The following is a 15,770-nucleotide window of genomic DNA, read 5'->3' as shown; positions in this document are numbered from 1 at the left end:
GGCCCGTACCCGTGAAGCAGTGGAGGCGGCTATCCAAACGGCCGTGGACTGGATTTCCAGCAAGGACGCCAAAGCCTGGTTCAACCATTGCGGCTATCATGTACACCGTTCATGAATCCGCTATATACTTGGATTGATTAGCGAAAATATCACTCAAAATCAATTTTCTATATGCCATATACACGGATCATATAGATTCATGAAATATTTTGGAAGAACGTATAAAACCATAGGAAACTTTATTAATAATGAGCCAGTAATGGTTTTCAATCAACCGGAATCAAAGGGCCATATAATTAAAAATGACAATGTGTTAAACGAATATTTCAGATATTTAAAACTTCTACTAAAATCAGAAAATACATCAAGACTTGTCATATTAGGCAACTCTATGGAGGCGGAACCCCATTTAAAAGCAGTTATTAAAGAATATTTCAATCGCCCAAACACTGAAATAATTGTTTCATCTAGAGCACCTCACAAAGTAAGCAACGAATTAAAGGAATATTATGATTATGATATAAAGCAAATTGCAGTTGGTGAAATCAATACAGAGGAAGGAATAATTAACTTATTCAAAGATTATCTAACACTTTCCGAATTGAAGCGCAATAAGTAGTGACCCCACACTCGCTCAGCTGTGCCGAGTGAGACCTATGCCTGAGGGGCTGCGCCCCGAATCCGGCCGCACCACTAGCTCAGTTCCGGCAGGCGCACGCAGCAGAGCTGCTGGGGCATAGTGGTCACTCGGCGCAGCCGAGCGACTGCCCGGATAGCCCGGGGAAGCGGCCGGAGCACCGGAACGAATGGGTTGGGGCTGCCAGGCCGCCCGATAGACCGGGGCTAGTACGAAACGGGCCCGACCAGCACCAGTGGTGTCAGTCGGGCCCGTGTTTGTAGGGTGGGGCGGTGAAGCTACAGGATTTCGTAGCAGGGGTAGCGGCGCTGCCGGAAAATCAGCCCGTCCTTGAATTCGAAAATGAGGCAGAGAAACGCGCGGATTCGCTGGCCGCGCAGCAGCGGGCCAAGGTCGCTGGCGGCGGTGGCCTCCCACTGCCCTTCTACGTGCACGCTGCCGTCGGCGCAGAGGCGGGTGTGGCTCACCTCGAAGTGCGGCTGCTGGAGCAGCTCGCGGCCGAGGCGCAGGTTGTCGAGGATATCGGTGAGGGAACGGGTTTGCAGCGACTTATAGAGGGCATTAGGATATTCCGTCTGCACTACCTCCGGGTGCAATACAGCGGCGTAGGCCGTAGCATCGGTTTCAAACGCATCAACCAGCGCGAAATATTCATGAACAACGGCAAGCGGGGTAGGCATGGCGGGTTACTGGAAATAAAGACTGAACAGAAAAGAGGTATTAGCTACCGGGCGAAAGTACCAGATTACCCCCGAGAACCGCATCTTTTTTCTGCCTGTGCAGCTTGTCAGCTGCTAACCGTAGCCCGTCCCCTCACACTTACCCGACACAGCCAAGCGATTATCCGGAGAAGTGCAGCCGAAGCATACCACTCGGTTTATCTTCCTGCTATCCGGCTACTCATTCAGCGGGGGCAGGCGGAGGCGGGCCCGGAACCAGCCGTCGGATTCCTGGAGCTGCAGGGGGGCACCGTGCAGCTCGGCCAGCTGGTTGCTGAGCCAGAGGCCCAGGCCCGCGCCATTGCTGAGCACGTCGGCCTGGTAGTAGGCGGTGGTGAGGCGGCCCAGGTCGCCGAGGGATTGGCGGATGGGGTTGGCTACTTCCACGTAGAGCCAGCCGCTGGCGGCTTCCCGGTCAACCGATACGCGCACCTCGCCGCCGGGCAGGGCGTGGCGCAGGGCGTTTTCGAGGAGGTTGCCCAGTACGGTGGTGAGCTTATCGGCATCGGCCGACACGGTGTAGGCCGGCACGTCGTCGGCTACGGCCAGGTGCAGGGGGCGGCCTGCGCTGCGGAACTGGGGCAGCAGCCGGTCGACGGTAGCCACTGCCAGTTCATCGAGAGGCACCGGGGCGCGGTGCAGCGGCAGGGCCCCGGCCCGCAGGCGGCTGCTGAGCAATAAATCATCGACGAGGCGGCTGAGGCGGCGCACTTCGTCCTGCTGGGCGGCCAGCTCCCGCACTCGCTCGGCTGCGCCGAGTGAGACCTACGCCTGAGGGGCTGTGCCCCGAATCCGGCCGCGCCACTAGCCTAGTCCCGGCGGACGCATGCAGCAAAGCTGCTGGGGCGTAGTGGTCACTCGGCGCAGCCGAGCGACTGCCGGGGGCGGAATAACAATGACCGTCCTCGCATTATGTAGCCTCCTATGCCGCCGCCGCCCGGAGAAATCCGGGCGGCGTTTTCATCCATGCAGAAGCCACCAACGCAATCCTGGCACAGTTTTCTATATAGGGTTTTTACACCCTCCTATCCCCTACTCTATGAATCACAACGCTACTCTCTCGCTACTGATGGGCCTGACGCTGGCTTTCACCGCAAGCTGCTCGAAAGACGACCAGGAACTGCCCGCCCCCGCGCCGGAGCCCACCATGACGTATAGCCGCGCCATTGTGTATCAGGATAACGGCCAGCACCGGGATACCACGTTTCAGGCCGCGCAGCTGAAAGCATTTGTTACCCAAACGGCCCAGAGCCTGACCGTGGGCGTGCAACCCGCTACTACCACCGAGGGCATCAGCTTCGAGCTGGACCGCACGAAGCTGCCTGCCGCGCTTGCTGGCACCTACACCCTGCAAACCCTGCGCGACAAGACACTCGACGCGGCATCGAGTTATTACTACGACCTGCCCGAAAGCCTGGGCGGCGGCACCGTCATCTACCCCAGCAGCATGCAGCACGTAACGGGCAGCTTCGTTATCAGCGGCTACGATGCGAAGCGGCAGCTGCTGAGCGGCACCTACACCGCCACCCTCACGGGAGCCAGTGACCCTACCGTGGCGTACAGCACGTTCCCCAAGCGCAAGTGCGACATTACCGTATCGGGCACCTTCGCCAACATTCCCGTGCGGTCGGTGCAGTAGGTTCGGCGCAACAGGCTTACACCACAACGGCTTCCTCGGTTGAGGAAGCCGTTGTGGTTTCTGGTGGATGCAGGAATGGATGTTACACTCAACTGAACGTCATGCAGAGCCGAAGGCGAAGCATCTCGCGTGCTGACGTAGGATTACTAATGCTAACATCAGCCGAGCGAGATGCTTCGCCTCCGGCTCTGCATGACGTTTTTATAGCGTGAATTAGCGTTCAATGTCAGCACGCGAGATTCCTCGGCTCCTGGCTTGATGCACCTTATGCTCAGCATGATGTTCTACGATAGTGCTCCTGTCTACCCCGCAGCAGCTGCGTCGGCGGGCTTATTCTCGGCCGGCCCCCCGGTAGCCAGGGCGGGGTTGGTTTCGGGGACGCAGAGCCAGAAGAACACCAGCGCGGCGGCGGCCACGGCGGCCAGGCTCAGGAAAGCAGCACGGTAGCCGAACTGCTGCACCACGTAGCCGGCCACGGCCGTACTCAGCGCCGCCCCGATGCCCAGAGCCGTGGTAACGGCCCCCTGCACAAAGTTGAAGCGGCCGGAGCCCCGGGTCAGGTCGGCAATCATAATCACGCTGATTACCCCGAAGATGCCCCCGGCCAGCCCATCCAGGATTTGCACGCCCACCAGGTAGTAAGCATTACCGCTGAGAGTGTAGAGCACGCCCCTAATGGGCAGGGCGGCAAAAGCCAGCAGAAAGATGGGCTTGCGGCCGGCCTCGGTGGGCCGCTTGCTCACCCAGGCCGCCACCGGAATCATCACCAGCTGGGCCACAATAATGCAGGCCGACATAAACAAAGCTGAGGCTTTCGGGTGGCCCAGGGCCAGCAGCTGGCCCACCAGCGGCAGCATGGCCGCGTTGGCGAAATGGAACAGCACCACCGCCCCCGCAAACCGCAGCAGCCGGGGGTTGGCCAGCACCTCCCGGAAACCCGCCGCCGCACCCGTTGCTTCGGCAGGAGCATCGGCATCCTCGGTGGGCTCATCGTCGGGGCCGCAGCCCCGGGCCAGGTCGTGGTTGATGGCCGGGGGGGCAATGCGCAGCGCCGACCAGCTGCCCAACACGCACATGAGGGCCACCAGGTAAAAGATACCCTCGTAGCGCCAGTAGTAGCCGATGAGGCCAGCCAAGGCGGCGGCCAGCACATTACCGGCGTGGTTGAAGGCCTCGTTGCGGCCGGTTTGGTGGGCGAAGCGGCGGTGCCCCACCAGCCCCAGCGTAATGGCGGCCACCACCGGCGCGTACACCGTGGTAGCCGCCCCGGTGAGGGCCTGGGTAAGGTAGATAACCGGCCGGATGGTGAACGTAACGGCCGCCACGCAGCTCAGGGCCACCACTATGGAGGCCAGCACCAGCAGCTCCCGCTTGCGTTTGGTGGTATCCACCAGCGTACCGGCGGGCGTCTGGAGCAGTACGGCCACCAGCCCCGGCAACGCCATGGCTACGCCAATGGGGCCGGGGGCCCAGTGCCGCACCGTGAGCAGATAAATAGCCAGGTACGGGCCCACGCCGTCGCGCACGTCGGCCAGGAACAGGTTCAGCGGGGCCAGCGCCCGCACACTGCGCCGCTTAGCGGCGGCCGAGTCAGAAACCGGCATGAGCAGCAGAGAAGAAAGTAGCCGTAGGCGCTTACGCGGCGCGGGCTACCACTTCTTAAAGATGAAAAACACAGCCAGCACAATCAGCCCGAAGCCTACCAGGTGGTTCCAGGCCAGCTTATCGGTTTTGAAGACGTACACGGTGATGAGCGTAAACACAATCAGCGACACGGCTTCCTGAATGGTTTTCAGCTCAAACATGGAGAACGGGCCGCCGTCTTCCTTGTAGCCGATACGGTTGGCCGGCACCTGGAAGATGTACTCGAAAAAGGCCAGCCCCCAGCTGATCATAATTACCCCAAATAGGGTGATGTTGCGGAAGGCGGGCATGGTTTTGAACTGCAGGTGCCCATACCAGGCCAGGGTCATGAACACATTGGAAAGAATGAGCAGGCCGATGGTGGAAAAGACTTTCATGAGGGGAGAAAAGGATGGAAGATGACGGGCGAAGTACCACAGGGCACATTAAGACCGGCTGACGCTGATCTGAAGAATTCTTCAGATCAGCGTCAGCCGGCTTTTTTTCCGTGTACATACGTTAATCAGCCAGCCAGGCCGGGCCGGTTAGCCGGGTTCCGGCAAAAAAATTTTGGCTTCGGGCATTGCATCTGCCGCCTCCGACAGGCTCCTAAACCCCTTCCTGATAAAGCAGCAAAGGCTCCTGCGCACTGCAGGAGCCTTTGCTAAGACGACCGTATTTCCCGTTTTAGTGCCGGCCGTGACCATGTCCGTGGCCCCGGCCGTGTCCGTGTCCGTAGCCGCGGGGAGCGTAGTACACCGGCTGGGCGGGCACCAGCATTACGGGGCGGGGCTGGTAGTAATACCGTTTGGGAGCTTTCCACTTACGGGGCTGATGATACTCCCGCACAACAACCACCGGCGGAGGCGGGGCCGGCCGGCCGACATTGATGATTACCTGCGCCCGGGCCGGGGCGGCAAAGACCAGCGCCGCAGCCGTTAGCAGCGCCGCCGGAAGAAAGAACTTAGGCATACATAGGAGGGTGAAGGAGAAGAGAAAAGCCGGGGGAGCCGGGCTGAATCCTACTCAAAAAACACGCCAACTTCATCTGCAGCCCGTAGCTTGACTACTGGTTCAACCCTGGCGCTGCACTGCCGCGTGCAGGAGCTCAACCCTTATATCTCACCACTTTACCCCGCACAACTATGCTACGCACCGCTTTTCTGGGTTTACTGCTGACGGCCGCCGTCGCTACGATGGCCCAGACCACGCCCGCCCGCAAACCCGCGCCGGCCCGCATCCGCCCTACGGCCCCGGCTCCGCGTCCCCAGCCCGCGCCCACCAAACCCGCCTCCGGCGGCCAGGGTGAATACGTGGCCCCCGACATGACCGGTGCCCCCGACGACCGGGTAACCACCGATTACTCCAACCGCCCGCTGAAGAAGCCGGCCAAAGGCACCTCTACGCTGTCCTCGCAGCCAAAATCTGCACAGACTCAAAAGCAGTAACGCCTATACCTTGCCAGCCAATAGCACCGGCCCGCCTCTGTTTCCTGTGTTCAGCGGGAAATAAAGGCGGGCCGGTTGTGGTAAAAGCCAGCATGGAAAGTAGCAGAAACGCTTACGGCCGCTTGCGGCTGGCGGGGGCACTCCGGCGGGGCTGCGGGGTGGGCGTTACCTGCACCGAATCGACGGTTACCTGGCCGGTGGGCAACTTGGGCTGGGCCAGAAGGCCGTTGGGTTTTACATCGGTGGGCACGGGCAGCGGCTCGGCCTTCCCCTGGCCCACGCCCGAGGGCAGCGTAACGCCGGGCACCGGACTGATGCGCTCCGTAGGATTGTGGCGGGTGGGCGTTACGGCTGGGCGGTTCTGGGCCTGCACGGCCGGGCAGGCAACGCCACAAAACAGCATAATGGAAAGGAAGCGGCGCATAGTGGTGGGAACAAGGAGGAAGGTGGCGGGCATGGCCGGTAGCGGCCGGCTAACCCTTTCCCGATTTACGGTCCCGCCCCGGTGAATGTTCCCGCCCGCCCCGGCCGGAAACGCCCGGGCACATCGGTGCGTACTCAGCTGGAAACCCGATACTCACCCGTACTTCCCTCCTGCCATGACTCGTTTTCTGCTACTGCTGCTGCTACTCGTTGGCAGCGCCACCTTTACGGCCAGGGCCCAGTCGGCCAACGGCCTGCCGGCCCGGCCCGCTCCTTTCCGCTTTATTACTGATGAAGCACAGCTGCTTAATCCTGCCGACGCAAAAACCCTGGAAACCGGCCTGCGCCGCTACGCTGACCAGAACGGCACCCAGATAGTGGTGGTTACCGTGCCGTCGTTGGGCGGGCAGTCGGCGGCGGAATACGCCCGGGCGCTGGGCACCAGCTGGGGTATCGGGCAGCGTGATAAAAACAACGGCGTGGTGGTACTGCTGAGCAAGCAGGAGCGCGCCCTCAGCATTCAGGCCGGCTCGGGGCTGCGCAGCCGCCTGACGCCGGAAGTTACTGACCGGGTTATCAGCCAAATGACGCCGCGCTTCAAGCAGGGAAACTATTTTGCCGGACTCCGCCAGGGTCTGAACTCTTTGATGTACGCCGCCGACCCCAGCTCGGCCCCGCAAGCCGCCGAAACGCCCGCCGCCGCGCCTGGCTCCGATGCTTCGGCTTCGGCCGCCGACTACGCCACGGCCTCCGGCTCCGATGAGCTGAGTGCACCGGCCTCTGCTCCCGTAGCCACCGCGCCGGCCGCGCCGGTTGAGCCGGAATCGTCGGGCTTTGGGTTGGGCACGCTGGTACTGGCCGTGGTGGTCATTGGCGGGGGCCTGTGGCTGGTATCGAAGCTGTTCCGGCGGCGCAACAACCCGGCTGCTACGGGTGGCACGCCCGACTTCCTACCCAACCAGCCCAATGCCCCGGCCGGTAACTACGGCCGCGCCGGCTACAGCGGGCAGCCCGGCCCCGATTTTCTGCCGAACCGGGGCAGCAGCGGGGGTAGCGGCATGGGCAACGTACTGCTCACGGGTGCCGCCGCCGCCGCCGGAGCCTACTTGGGCAACCGGATGGCCGACCGCAACGATGATTCCACCACCCACCTCTCCCCCGATGCCCCGGCCCGGCCCCTCGATACGCCCGCTAACGACACTGCGGATGGCAGCGGTGCTTTCCCGTTTCTGGGCGGCAGCACCTCGGAGACGGATAATGCCCCGGATTATTTCGCGCCCGACAACTCCGGCAGTGAGCCGGACTACTTTTCATCGAGCGATACTTCTTCCTACGATGACTCCTCCTCCGGCGACACCGGCGGTGGCGGCTTCGATGATACCAGTGACAACAGCGGCTCCTGGTAGATACGCCTGCATAGCCTAAGCCTGCAGAGGCTCGGTTTACGCCGAAGCCGATGGGTAACAAGAACTTTTGCTGCCAGTATAGCCCGTCATGTAAGGCATGACGGGCTTTTTATTTACTGCCCCCGCCGCTCCGGCGGCAGCTTACCGCTGGCTTTCCAGACTCTCCGCAGGCGCGGGCAGCTCCACGTTGGGCGTTTGTGGGAAGGCCAGGAATCGGGTTACGCAGGGTGGCTCCGGCCCGGCATGAAACTGCAGTACCTGCTCCTGCACGGCCTGGTCCTCGCGCGTGAAGCGGTGGTGCTGCCGCTCATACTCACCCCAGGTAGCCACGTAGTAGAACTCCGTAATGCGTTCCGGCCGGGTGACATCGGTAAACACCCCGGCCCGCAAGGCCCCGTTGCGCAGCCGCAGGCGGGTAAGGGGTGCCACAGCTTCCCGGAAGGCCGGCTGATCAGCCACCAGCACCTGATACTCCACCATTACCACCACCGGCCCATCATCGGTTTCGATGACGCCGGGCACTGCCGGGGCCGGACCAACATCGGCGGGGTCCAGGTTGAGACCTTCGGCGGAGCGCATGGGGAAGGGCCAAGCCAGCGCCAGGCTCAGCAGCATCCAGAGGGCCGCGCCCAGCAACGCCGTCAGCAGCGTAGCGCGGTCGGCCAGCTCACCCCACACGACGCTGCCCAGGGCCAGCCCCGCCTGAAATACCAGCATATAGATGCTCACTACCCGCGCCTGCACCCACCGGGGCACGTGCAGCTGCACGGTGGTGCTGAAGCTGGTCATCACCATCAGCCACGCCACCCCCGAAAGGAACATCACCGGAAACAGAGCCACCTCCGTGGGCAGCAGCGCCAGTCCCAGGTTGGTGCCTACAAATACGCCGGAACCCAGCAGCACGCGCTGGTTATAGGTGAGCCGGTGGCCGGCCCGCCCCATCAGAAACGCCCCCGTAATGGCTCCCGCCCCCAGCCACGACAGCAGCACGCCGTAGGACCCGGAGCTCAAATGCAGCCGCCGGGCCGCCACCACCGACAACAGGGCCCACATGGCACTGGCCCCGAAGGCAAACGCAAAAGTGCGCACCAGTACCGCGTAAATGGCCGGCGAATACTGCACGTAGCGGAGGCCGGTGCGCAGGGCACCCGCAAAATCTTCGGCTGGCCCCCGGCTTTCATCGGGGCGGCGCTGCCAGTTGCGCACCACCCACCACGTACCGATGAAGGAAACGCCGTTGAGCAGGAACACATACCCCGGCGAGTAGTGTGCAATGATGAGGCCGCCCAGCGCCGGCCCAATGGCCCGGGCAATGTTGTTGCTGACGCCGTTCAGGGTAATGGCGAAAGGCAGCGCCGGGCGGGGCACCAGTTCCACCGTCACGGTTTGCCAGATGGGCATGTTCACTGCCGCCCCAATGCCCAGCAGAAACGTGAGTCCCAGCACACTCGGCGCCGATACCTGCCCGGCCAGCGTAAGCCCGCCCAGCACCAGCGCCACCACGGCCATAAAGCCCTGCGTAAACAGCAGCAGCCGACGGCGGTCCACCAGGTCGCCGAGGGCCCCGGCGGGCAGACTGAGCATGAAGGCAGGGAGGCTGGTAGCCGTTTGCATCAGGGCCACCAGCAGGGCCGAGGTAGTCAGCGTGGTGACCAGCCATACGCCCGCCACGTTCTGCATCCAGGTACCAATGTTGGATACCACCGATGCCACCCAGATGGCCCGGAACACCGGATACAAAAATGGGGTACGCAGCGAAGGTGCGGCTGATACCGGCGCAACAGAGGAAGCAGACATGGCGGGCAGTAAGTCCACTACATAACCGCCGGAAGCAACGCCGGGTTACAGCCTGCATAGCTGCCGCCAGCAACCACAAAAAACAGCCGCCCCCTGGTGCAGGAAGCGGCTGTCTGGCTAGTTATCAGGAAACTCCAGGAAAGTGCTGGCTTACTTTTTCAGGGTACGTACTGGTGCGCCCACCTTCACGCTGGGGCTCAGCACGCGGTTGCGCTTTTTCTTCTGGGCTTTCACCCGCAGGCGCCACCGCTTATACACGCCCAGCTTCTTCATTTTGTGGCGGCTATTGCCCCGGTACGGCTTGTAGTTGGGGCGGCCCCGCTTGTACGATTTGCGGAATAAGGATGTGCCGCTCACCATTTCAATCCCGGCAGGACTGGCAACAGTGGCTGGGCGGGCCAGAACCACCTCTGGTTCCAGCAGCATCACAAAAGCCAAAAGCAACAAGAGTAGTGTTTTGAACATAAGACAGAAAACAGAGGTGAAACAGAAAACTCAGCAGACTCAAGTAAGACAGCAAACAACCCATCCATCTTACTAAAAGTGAAGATATAGTAAACTATTACGCTATAAAAATTCATATTTTCATGAATATTTTGCACATCAAATATTCCAAATAAATAATTGTATTTATCTCATATAATAAAATGTAGCTACTGATAATATATACTCTTTATCAAATACTTTATTTTCTCAGTACCACTCCCGGCTCAGGCCGTCTACAAAAAAACCTTCGCCCGTTTGAGCGAAGGTTTTTTTGTAGACGGCTGGTAGCAGCACAGGCTATACCACTCGGGAGCAGAGCCAGCGCACGGCCTCGCCTTCATCTGTGAACTGATTCAGGGAGCAGTAGTTGCCGTGGGTATAAGGTAACGTAGGCAGGCTTTCGTCGCGCACATCATCGGCCTGATAGGGCGCAATCAGAAACGCCAGGTACACGTGGCCACCCAGGTGCTGGCGGAGGGTGGGGTAAAAATCGGTAGTGAGCCAGTGCACATCCCGGGTATCTACCTGCACGCGGCGGCGGGCATCAATCAGCCAGCGGCAGCAGGTGTCGCAGGAGGTGGCATAGCGCAGCAGTTCCTGGTAACCGGCGCGCAGCTCACCGGATTGAGTGGGCCGAGTCCAGCGGGCGGTTACAATGCCCAGATCAGGCCTGTGGGTGAGCTGCAGAAAATCGGCAAGCGAAGTAGAAGTCATGCAAGCAACGCTACGTGGCACATAGGGAAAGGAGTACCCGATACGGGCCGGCGGGCCGTTGCGTTGGTACGGCGGAGCTTCCCGGCAGTTTCAGCGTTACGGCCGGGCCGACGGCACCGGCGTTTCCGTGGGCCGGATATCGTAGCGGCGGTTGAACTCGGCCACGGCCTCGGAGCCTATGTTGCGCTTGGTTACCACAATCATGACCCCATCGGCAGCTTCCGCCCCAAATATGCGGGTAGCATCGGGGCCTTTCACTACGTTCACGCTGGCAATGGTGCGGCGGTTGAGCTGGTTAATAGCTTGTTGGGTGGAGGGCTGCCCATCCAGAAAGTACAGGCTGGGGCCGGTGGCCTGGGCCGGCGCGGAGGGGGCCGTTTGAGCGTTGGCAGTGGGGGCAGCAAGGCCCAGCATCAGCAGCAGGCCGGTGCCGAAGGCGGTAGAGCGGAAGGCGGTAAGAATACGCATAGGCCCCACGCCCCGCAAAAGCAGTGCCGCAAGCAGCCATAAAATTCGAACGACTGGTATTTAGTCGAATTCCTTGGTTACCGCGGCACGAGCCAAATGATACGTCCACAATTATTTGGTCATAACCACTACTGCGCCATTCTGACCTTTTGCCCCGAATTTTTCGGTGGCACGCTTTGCATCAAGCACATACACGCTCTTCATATTACCAGCGGGCACGGAGAAATTTTCTACAGCCGTTTCTACCCCATTCACGAGCAGAATCCGCCCCTGCAACTCAGCCGGCGAAATCGTTCTGCCCGCCACCAGCGCGTCCGTTATAGCCTTCTCGTTTGGGTTTTGCTCCTGAAACGTAATGTTATACTTGGTAGTGAAAGCCTGCAACGCTTCAGAGTTTTCTCCCTGCTTGGTGACAAGCAATATCACGCCTTTGTCATCCATTGCACCAAAATCCTGGCGAAATGCCGCTTCATTAAAGCCCGGCATGAACTTGCGCCCTTTGATAACGTGCATACTCTTCAGAGCGGAGGGGTCCACTTGGTGGGCGGCGGCCTGTGAGGAAGGAGTACCATCAATAAAGTACAGTGCTTGATCAGCCGTTGTTCGAGCCTGTTGTTCAACGGAAGCCTCGGGCTGGGGCATTTCGGCTATCTTGGGCGTGGCGCACCCCACCGCCACCAAACCCAGCAGGGTAAAGCCGGCGGCGTAGCGCAGCAGCTGCCGACGAGTGGAGGGCTGGGAATTCATCATACGAATACGGTTTTTAAGGGTGATAAAGGAGAAAGGTGTAACCAGCGCCGGCCCCGCGGCCAGCGTACTCAGCCGCACCAGGCTGTATTGATACTGTTTCGGGGCCAGCTGACTTTCGCGCAGCACGGCGGCATCGGCAATGAATTCCAGGTTTTCCTGGGTGGCCCGCAACCACAGCCACGCGGCGGGGCTGGCCCAGGCCATGGCCCGGTGCAGGTGGCCAAGCAGCACATCCAAGGTGTGGGCCTGGCGCACGTGCACCAGCTCGTGCAGCAACACCACCGGCAGCTCGGCCGGGGCGTGGTGGGCCGGGTTGAGGTAGATGGCCCGCCCGAACGAGAACGGACTCACCTTCCCCGCCACGGCCCGAAACTTCATCCCATCGGCCTCAGCCGGCCGGGACGCCCGGTGCAGCCGCCACAGCGCGGTGCCCTGCACCAGCAGGAGCAATAGCAATGCGCCCACGCCCAAGCCGTAAGCAGCCAGCAGCCACACGCCATAATCGGGGCCGGAATTGGTTGGAATAACCGCGCCGGATGCGCTGGTCCACACGGGCACTTCCGCCAGGAGTGGAACGGTTGGGACTGTGGCCGGGCGCAGGCGGCTCCAGTCAAGCGCCGGGTACAGGCCAGCCAGCAGCAAACTTCCCAGCAGATAGGCCCGGTTAAGCTGATGAAACGTAAGCCGTCGCAGCAAGCCGTAGTACACGCCCAGCAGCAGTAGCAGGGCCACCTGGGTTTTCAGTAGGTACAGCAGCACAGACATCAGGGCCGGGATTTGCGGTTTTCAATCATGTCGATGATATCCTGCAGCTCCTCGGGGCTGATTTTCTGCTCCTGCGCAAAAAACGACACCAGCTCTTTATAGGAGTTGCGGAAATAGTTGCCCACGAACGACCCCAGAAAGCGCCGCCGGTACTCCTCAGCCGACACGCTGGGCACGTACCGGAACGTGTTGCCCAGCTTACGGCTGGTGAGGTAGCCCTTGCGCTCCAGGTTGCGCACCGTGGAGGCCAGCGTGGTGTAGGGCGGACGGGGCTCGGGCAGCAGCTCCAGCACTTCTTTGATGAAGCCGCCCCCCAGCTGCCAGAAGCCGCGCATGGCGTCTTCCTCGGGTTGAGTTAATCGTTCCATAAGGTTACGTTTCTTATTACGAATATTTCGTAATTCTACGAATAAATCATACTCATTGGTTATCAGTCAAAATAAATTTTTCAACAGGAAAACAGAAAGGCCGCCTGCACAGCGCAGACGGCCTTTTATGGTTCTGGTTTGATAGGTGAACGGGGTAGCGACGCGACACTCCACGTCTCGTCGTTGAACAACCGTAACTGCCCCGGCAAACAACTTCAGCAACGACGAGACGCGAAGTGTCGCGTCTCTACATAGTTCCTAAGCCCATGGCCCGGCCGCCACTATAGCGGCCGGGTTGGGGCGTTTCAGGCTACCAGATGCGGGCTCGTTCGGTTTGGGTGCGCACCATTTTGCCCTGGTCTTTGCAGCCAAAGGCTTCATAGAACTCGGGCATGTTCATCAAGGGGCCGTTGGTGCGGTACTGGGCCGGGGAGTGCGGGTCGGTGAGGACCTGCTGGCGGATGTACTCGGGGCGGGCGTTGGTGCGCCACACCTGGGCCCAACCCAGGAAGAAGCGCTGCTCGGGCGTGAAGCCGTCGTAGCGGGGGCGCGGGTTGCTGCCGTATTTCTTCTGCAGCTCCTTTTGCAGGGCCGAGTAGGCCAAGGCCAGGCCGCCGAAGTCGGCCAGGTTTTCGCCCATAGTCAGCTTGCCGTTCACAAACACCGAATCCAGGGGCTGGAAGGCCGAATACTGGGCGCCCACCATGTCGGCACGCTTCGTGAATTCGGCGGCGTCTTCCTTGGTCCACCAGTCACGCAGGTTGCCCTGGGCGTCCGACTGCCGGCCCCGGTCGTCGAAGCCGTGGGTGATTTCGTGGCCGATTACTGCGCCCATGCCGCCGTAGTTTACCGCGTCATCGGCCTTGGGGTCGAAGAACGGGGGCTGCATGATACCGGCCGGAAACACGATTTCGTTGAGCGAGGAGTTGTAATAGGCATTCACCGTGGGAGGAGTCATGCCCCACACTTCACGGTCAATCGGCTTGCCGTAGCGGCTCAGGTTGTCCTTCGACTCCCACTCGCGGGCGGCCAGTACGTTTTTCAGGTACGATTCGCGGCTCATCGAGAGGGCCGAATAGTCCTTCCACTTGTCGGGGTAGCCGATTTTGACGGTGAAGGCGTTGAGCTTCTTGAGGGCTTCCTCCTTGGTGGCGGCGCTCATCCACTCCAGCCCGCGGATATGCTCGCCCATGGCTTCCTTGATGTTGGCCACCATCTGCTGGGCCTTCACTTTGGTTTCGGGCGAGAAGGCCTTGTCCACATAGAGCTGACCGAAGGCTTCACCCAGCGCGCCGTCGGTAGCGCGGAGCATGCGCTTCCAGCGGGGCTGCTGCTGCTTGGCCCCGCTCAGCACCTGCTGAAACCGGAACGACTCATCGCCAAACGACTGCGGCAGGGCCGACATCACCGACGAGGTGAGGTGCCAGCGCAGGTAGGTTTTCCAGTCGCCAAGCGGCTCCTGCTTCAGGGCCGTGCTGGCTTCCTGCAGGAACTCGGGCTGGCCCACAATCACCTCTTTGGCCGAGCTGAGGCCCAACGCGGGCAGCATCACGGGCAGACCCAGGTTGGGGTATTTCTGAGCGGCCTCGGCCACCGTCATCTTGTTGTAATTGGCGTACGGGTCGCGCAGAGCTACTCGGTCCTTGCTGGCTTTGGCGAGTCGGGTTTCGAGGCGCAGCACCGTGGCGGCACTTTTGGCGGCCACGGCCGGGCTTTCACCCAGCATCTTGAAGGTGTTGGTGAGGTAGGTGGTGTAGGCCGTGCGGATGGCTTTCGAGCGGGCGTCGTCCTTCAGGTAGTAGTCCCGGTCGGGCAGGCTGAGGCCGCCCTGGCTGAGGTAGAGGGCGTACTCGTCGCTCTTTTTGCGGTCCTGGTTCACGCCCAGCCCGAATACCGAGCGGGTTTGCAGGCGCTGGGCGCGCACCAGCTCGGTCTGCAGGCCACGCAGGTCCTTCACCGCGTTGATGCGGGCCAGTTCCGGCTGCAGGTACTTCAGGCCGGCTTTGTCGATGGCCATGGAGTCCATGGCCGTGGCGTAGTAGTCGCCAACTTTCTGCAGGTTGGTGCCCTTGGCGGCGGTTTTGTTGGCGGCCGAGGTTTCCAGAATCTGGCGCATCACGGCCTCATTCTGGTTGATGAGCCCGTTCCAGGAGCTCCAGCGCGACTCGGCGGCCGGAATCGGGTTGTTCTTCAGCCAAGTGCCCGAAGCGTACTGGAAAAAGTCGTCGCAGGGACTCACCGACTTGTCAATGTTGGCCGGATCAATGCCGACGCCGGGCAGCACGGGGCCGAGCTGGGCCGTAGCCGCAGCATCGGTGGTAGCCGGAGTAGCGGCGGGCGGCGTGGTGGCGGTAGTAGCGGGCGTGCTAGCCGCGCAGCCGGCCAGGGCCATACCGGCTGCCGTGCCCAGGGAGAGCAGGAAGGTGCGTTGTGGGGTCATTGGTGGAAGATTGGAGGTTGTGGAAGAAGTTGAAGACGTTACGAATTAGAGCTAGTTCCCCTCCTTGGAAAGGAGGGGCTAGGGGTG

General features: G+C 61.1%; 17 protein-coding genes. 4 read left to right on the top strand and 13 right to left on the bottom strand.

Going from position 1 to position 15,770, the window contains the following annotated elements; genetic code table 11:
- Positions 1–199: 199 nt before the first annotated feature.
- A complete protein-coding gene (locus tag EI291_RS21835) occupies positions 200–619 on the top strand; it encodes a hypothetical protein (protein WP_125424414.1) in 420 nt (139 codons plus the stop codon).
- Between the two features lie 296 nt (positions 620–915).
- Here the strand turns inward: EI291_RS21835 and EI291_RS21830 are convergent, their stop codons facing one another.
- Both EI291_RS21830 and EI291_RS21825 read right to left on the bottom strand, forming a co-directional pair.
- On the bottom strand, positions 916–1,317 hold the full coding sequence (locus EI291_RS21830; protein WP_125424413.1) for a nuclear transport factor 2 family protein: 402 nt from the start codon (positions 1,315–1,317) through the stop codon (positions 916–918).
- 216 nt (positions 1,318–1,533) lie between these two features.
- Complete coding sequence (locus EI291_RS21825) at positions 1,534–2,097, bottom strand: sensor histidine kinase (protein WP_125424412.1); 564 nt, start codon at positions 2,095–2,097, stop codon at positions 1,534–1,536.
- Positions 2,098–2,395: 298 nt separating this feature from the next.
- Between EI291_RS21825 and EI291_RS21820 the strand changes: the two genes are divergently transcribed.
- Positions 2,396–2,995 (top strand): hypothetical protein, encoded by a 600-nt coding sequence (locus EI291_RS21820; protein WP_125424411.1) that lies wholly within the window; start codon positions 2,396–2,398, stop codon positions 2,993–2,995.
- A gap of 302 nt (positions 2,996–3,297) precedes the next feature.
- Here the strand turns inward: EI291_RS21820 and EI291_RS21815 are convergent, their stop codons facing one another.
- From EI291_RS21815 to EI291_RS21805, 3 genes are all read right to left on the bottom strand, one after another.
- Complete coding sequence (locus EI291_RS21815) at positions 3,298–4,599, bottom strand: MFS transporter (RefSeq protein ID WP_125424410.1); 1,302 nt, start codon at positions 4,597–4,599, stop codon at positions 3,298–3,300.
- Positions 4,600–4,644: 45 nt separating this feature from the next.
- Complete coding sequence (locus EI291_RS21810; RefSeq protein WP_125424409.1) at positions 4,645–5,016, bottom strand: DMT family protein; 372 nt, start codon at positions 5,014–5,016, stop codon at positions 4,645–4,647.
- Positions 5,017–5,305: 289 nt separating this feature from the next.
- Positions 5,306–5,590: a hypothetical protein gene (locus EI291_RS21805; protein ID WP_125424408.1), complete on the bottom strand. Its 285-nt coding sequence runs from the start codon at positions 5,588–5,590 to the stop codon at positions 5,306–5,308.
- 173 nt (positions 5,591–5,763) lie between these two features.
- Between EI291_RS21805 and EI291_RS21800 the strand changes: the two genes are divergently transcribed.
- Complete coding sequence (locus tag EI291_RS21800) at positions 5,764–6,066, top strand: hypothetical protein (protein WP_125424407.1); 303 nt, start codon at positions 5,764–5,766, stop codon at positions 6,064–6,066.
- Between the two features lie 112 nt (positions 6,067–6,178).
- Here the strand turns inward: EI291_RS21800 and EI291_RS21795 are convergent, their stop codons facing one another.
- A complete protein-coding gene (locus tag EI291_RS21795) occupies positions 6,179–6,490 on the bottom strand; it encodes a hypothetical protein (protein ID WP_148103439.1) in 312 nt (103 codons plus the stop codon).
- 175 nt (positions 6,491–6,665) lie between these two features.
- Here EI291_RS21795 and EI291_RS21790 point away from each other — a divergent pair, with 175 nt between their 5' ends.
- Positions 6,666–7,895 (top strand): TPM domain-containing protein, encoded by a 1,230-nt coding sequence (locus EI291_RS21790; protein ID WP_170172761.1) that lies wholly within the window; start codon positions 6,666–6,668, stop codon positions 7,893–7,895.
- A gap of 141 nt (positions 7,896–8,036) precedes the next feature.
- Here the strand turns inward: EI291_RS21790 and EI291_RS21785 are convergent, their stop codons facing one another.
- The 7 genes from EI291_RS21785 to EI291_RS21755 form a co-directional block, all read right to left on the bottom strand.
- Positions 8,037–9,692 carry an MFS transporter gene (locus tag EI291_RS21785; RefSeq protein WP_125424404.1) on the bottom strand — a complete coding sequence of 552 codons (1,656 nt, stop codon included), beginning with the start codon at positions 9,690–9,692 and terminating at the stop codon, positions 8,037–8,039.
- Positions 9,693–9,842: 150 nt separating this feature from the next.
- Entirely contained in the window at positions 9,843–10,157 is a 315-nt protein-coding gene (locus tag EI291_RS21780) for a hypothetical protein (RefSeq protein WP_125424403.1), read from the bottom strand.
- Positions 10,158–10,475: 318 nt separating this feature from the next.
- Entirely contained in the window at positions 10,476–10,892 is a 417-nt protein-coding gene (locus tag EI291_RS21775) for a hypothetical protein (RefSeq protein ID WP_125424402.1), read from the bottom strand.
- 96 nt (positions 10,893–10,988) lie between these two features.
- A complete protein-coding gene (locus EI291_RS21770; RefSeq protein WP_125424401.1) occupies positions 10,989–11,360 on the bottom strand; it encodes a TonB-dependent receptor plug domain-containing protein in 372 nt (123 codons plus the stop codon).
- A 111-nt stretch (positions 11,361–11,471) separates the two neighbouring features.
- Positions 11,472–12,875: a M56 family metallopeptidase gene (locus tag EI291_RS21765; RefSeq protein WP_125424400.1), complete on the bottom strand. Its 1,404-nt coding sequence runs from the start codon at positions 12,873–12,875 to the stop codon at positions 11,472–11,474.
- The gene (locus EI291_RS21760; RefSeq protein ID WP_125424399.1) at positions 12,875–13,243 is read right to left on the bottom strand and encodes a BlaI/MecI/CopY family transcriptional regulator; all 369 of its coding nucleotides are present in this window, start codon (positions 13,241–13,243) and stop codon (positions 12,875–12,877) included. The genes EI291_RS21765 and EI291_RS21760 overlap by 1 nt, the downstream gene beginning before the upstream one ends.
- Before the next feature lie 310 nt (positions 13,244–13,553).
- Positions 13,554–15,683 carry a M13 family metallopeptidase gene (locus EI291_RS21755; protein ID WP_125424398.1) on the bottom strand — a complete coding sequence of 710 codons (2,130 nt, stop codon included), beginning with the start codon at positions 15,681–15,683 and terminating at the stop codon, positions 13,554–13,556.
- Positions 15,684–15,770: the final 87 nt, after the last annotated feature.

The organism is Hymenobacter rigui, assembly GCF_003944715.1.
In the GTDB taxonomy this organism is placed as follows: Bacteria; Bacteroidota; Bacteroidia; order Cytophagales; family Hymenobacteraceae; genus Hymenobacter; species Hymenobacter rigui.
The sequence above is the reverse complement of the archived record's forward strand: the minus strand, read 5'-3'. Positions and strand labels throughout refer to the sequence as shown.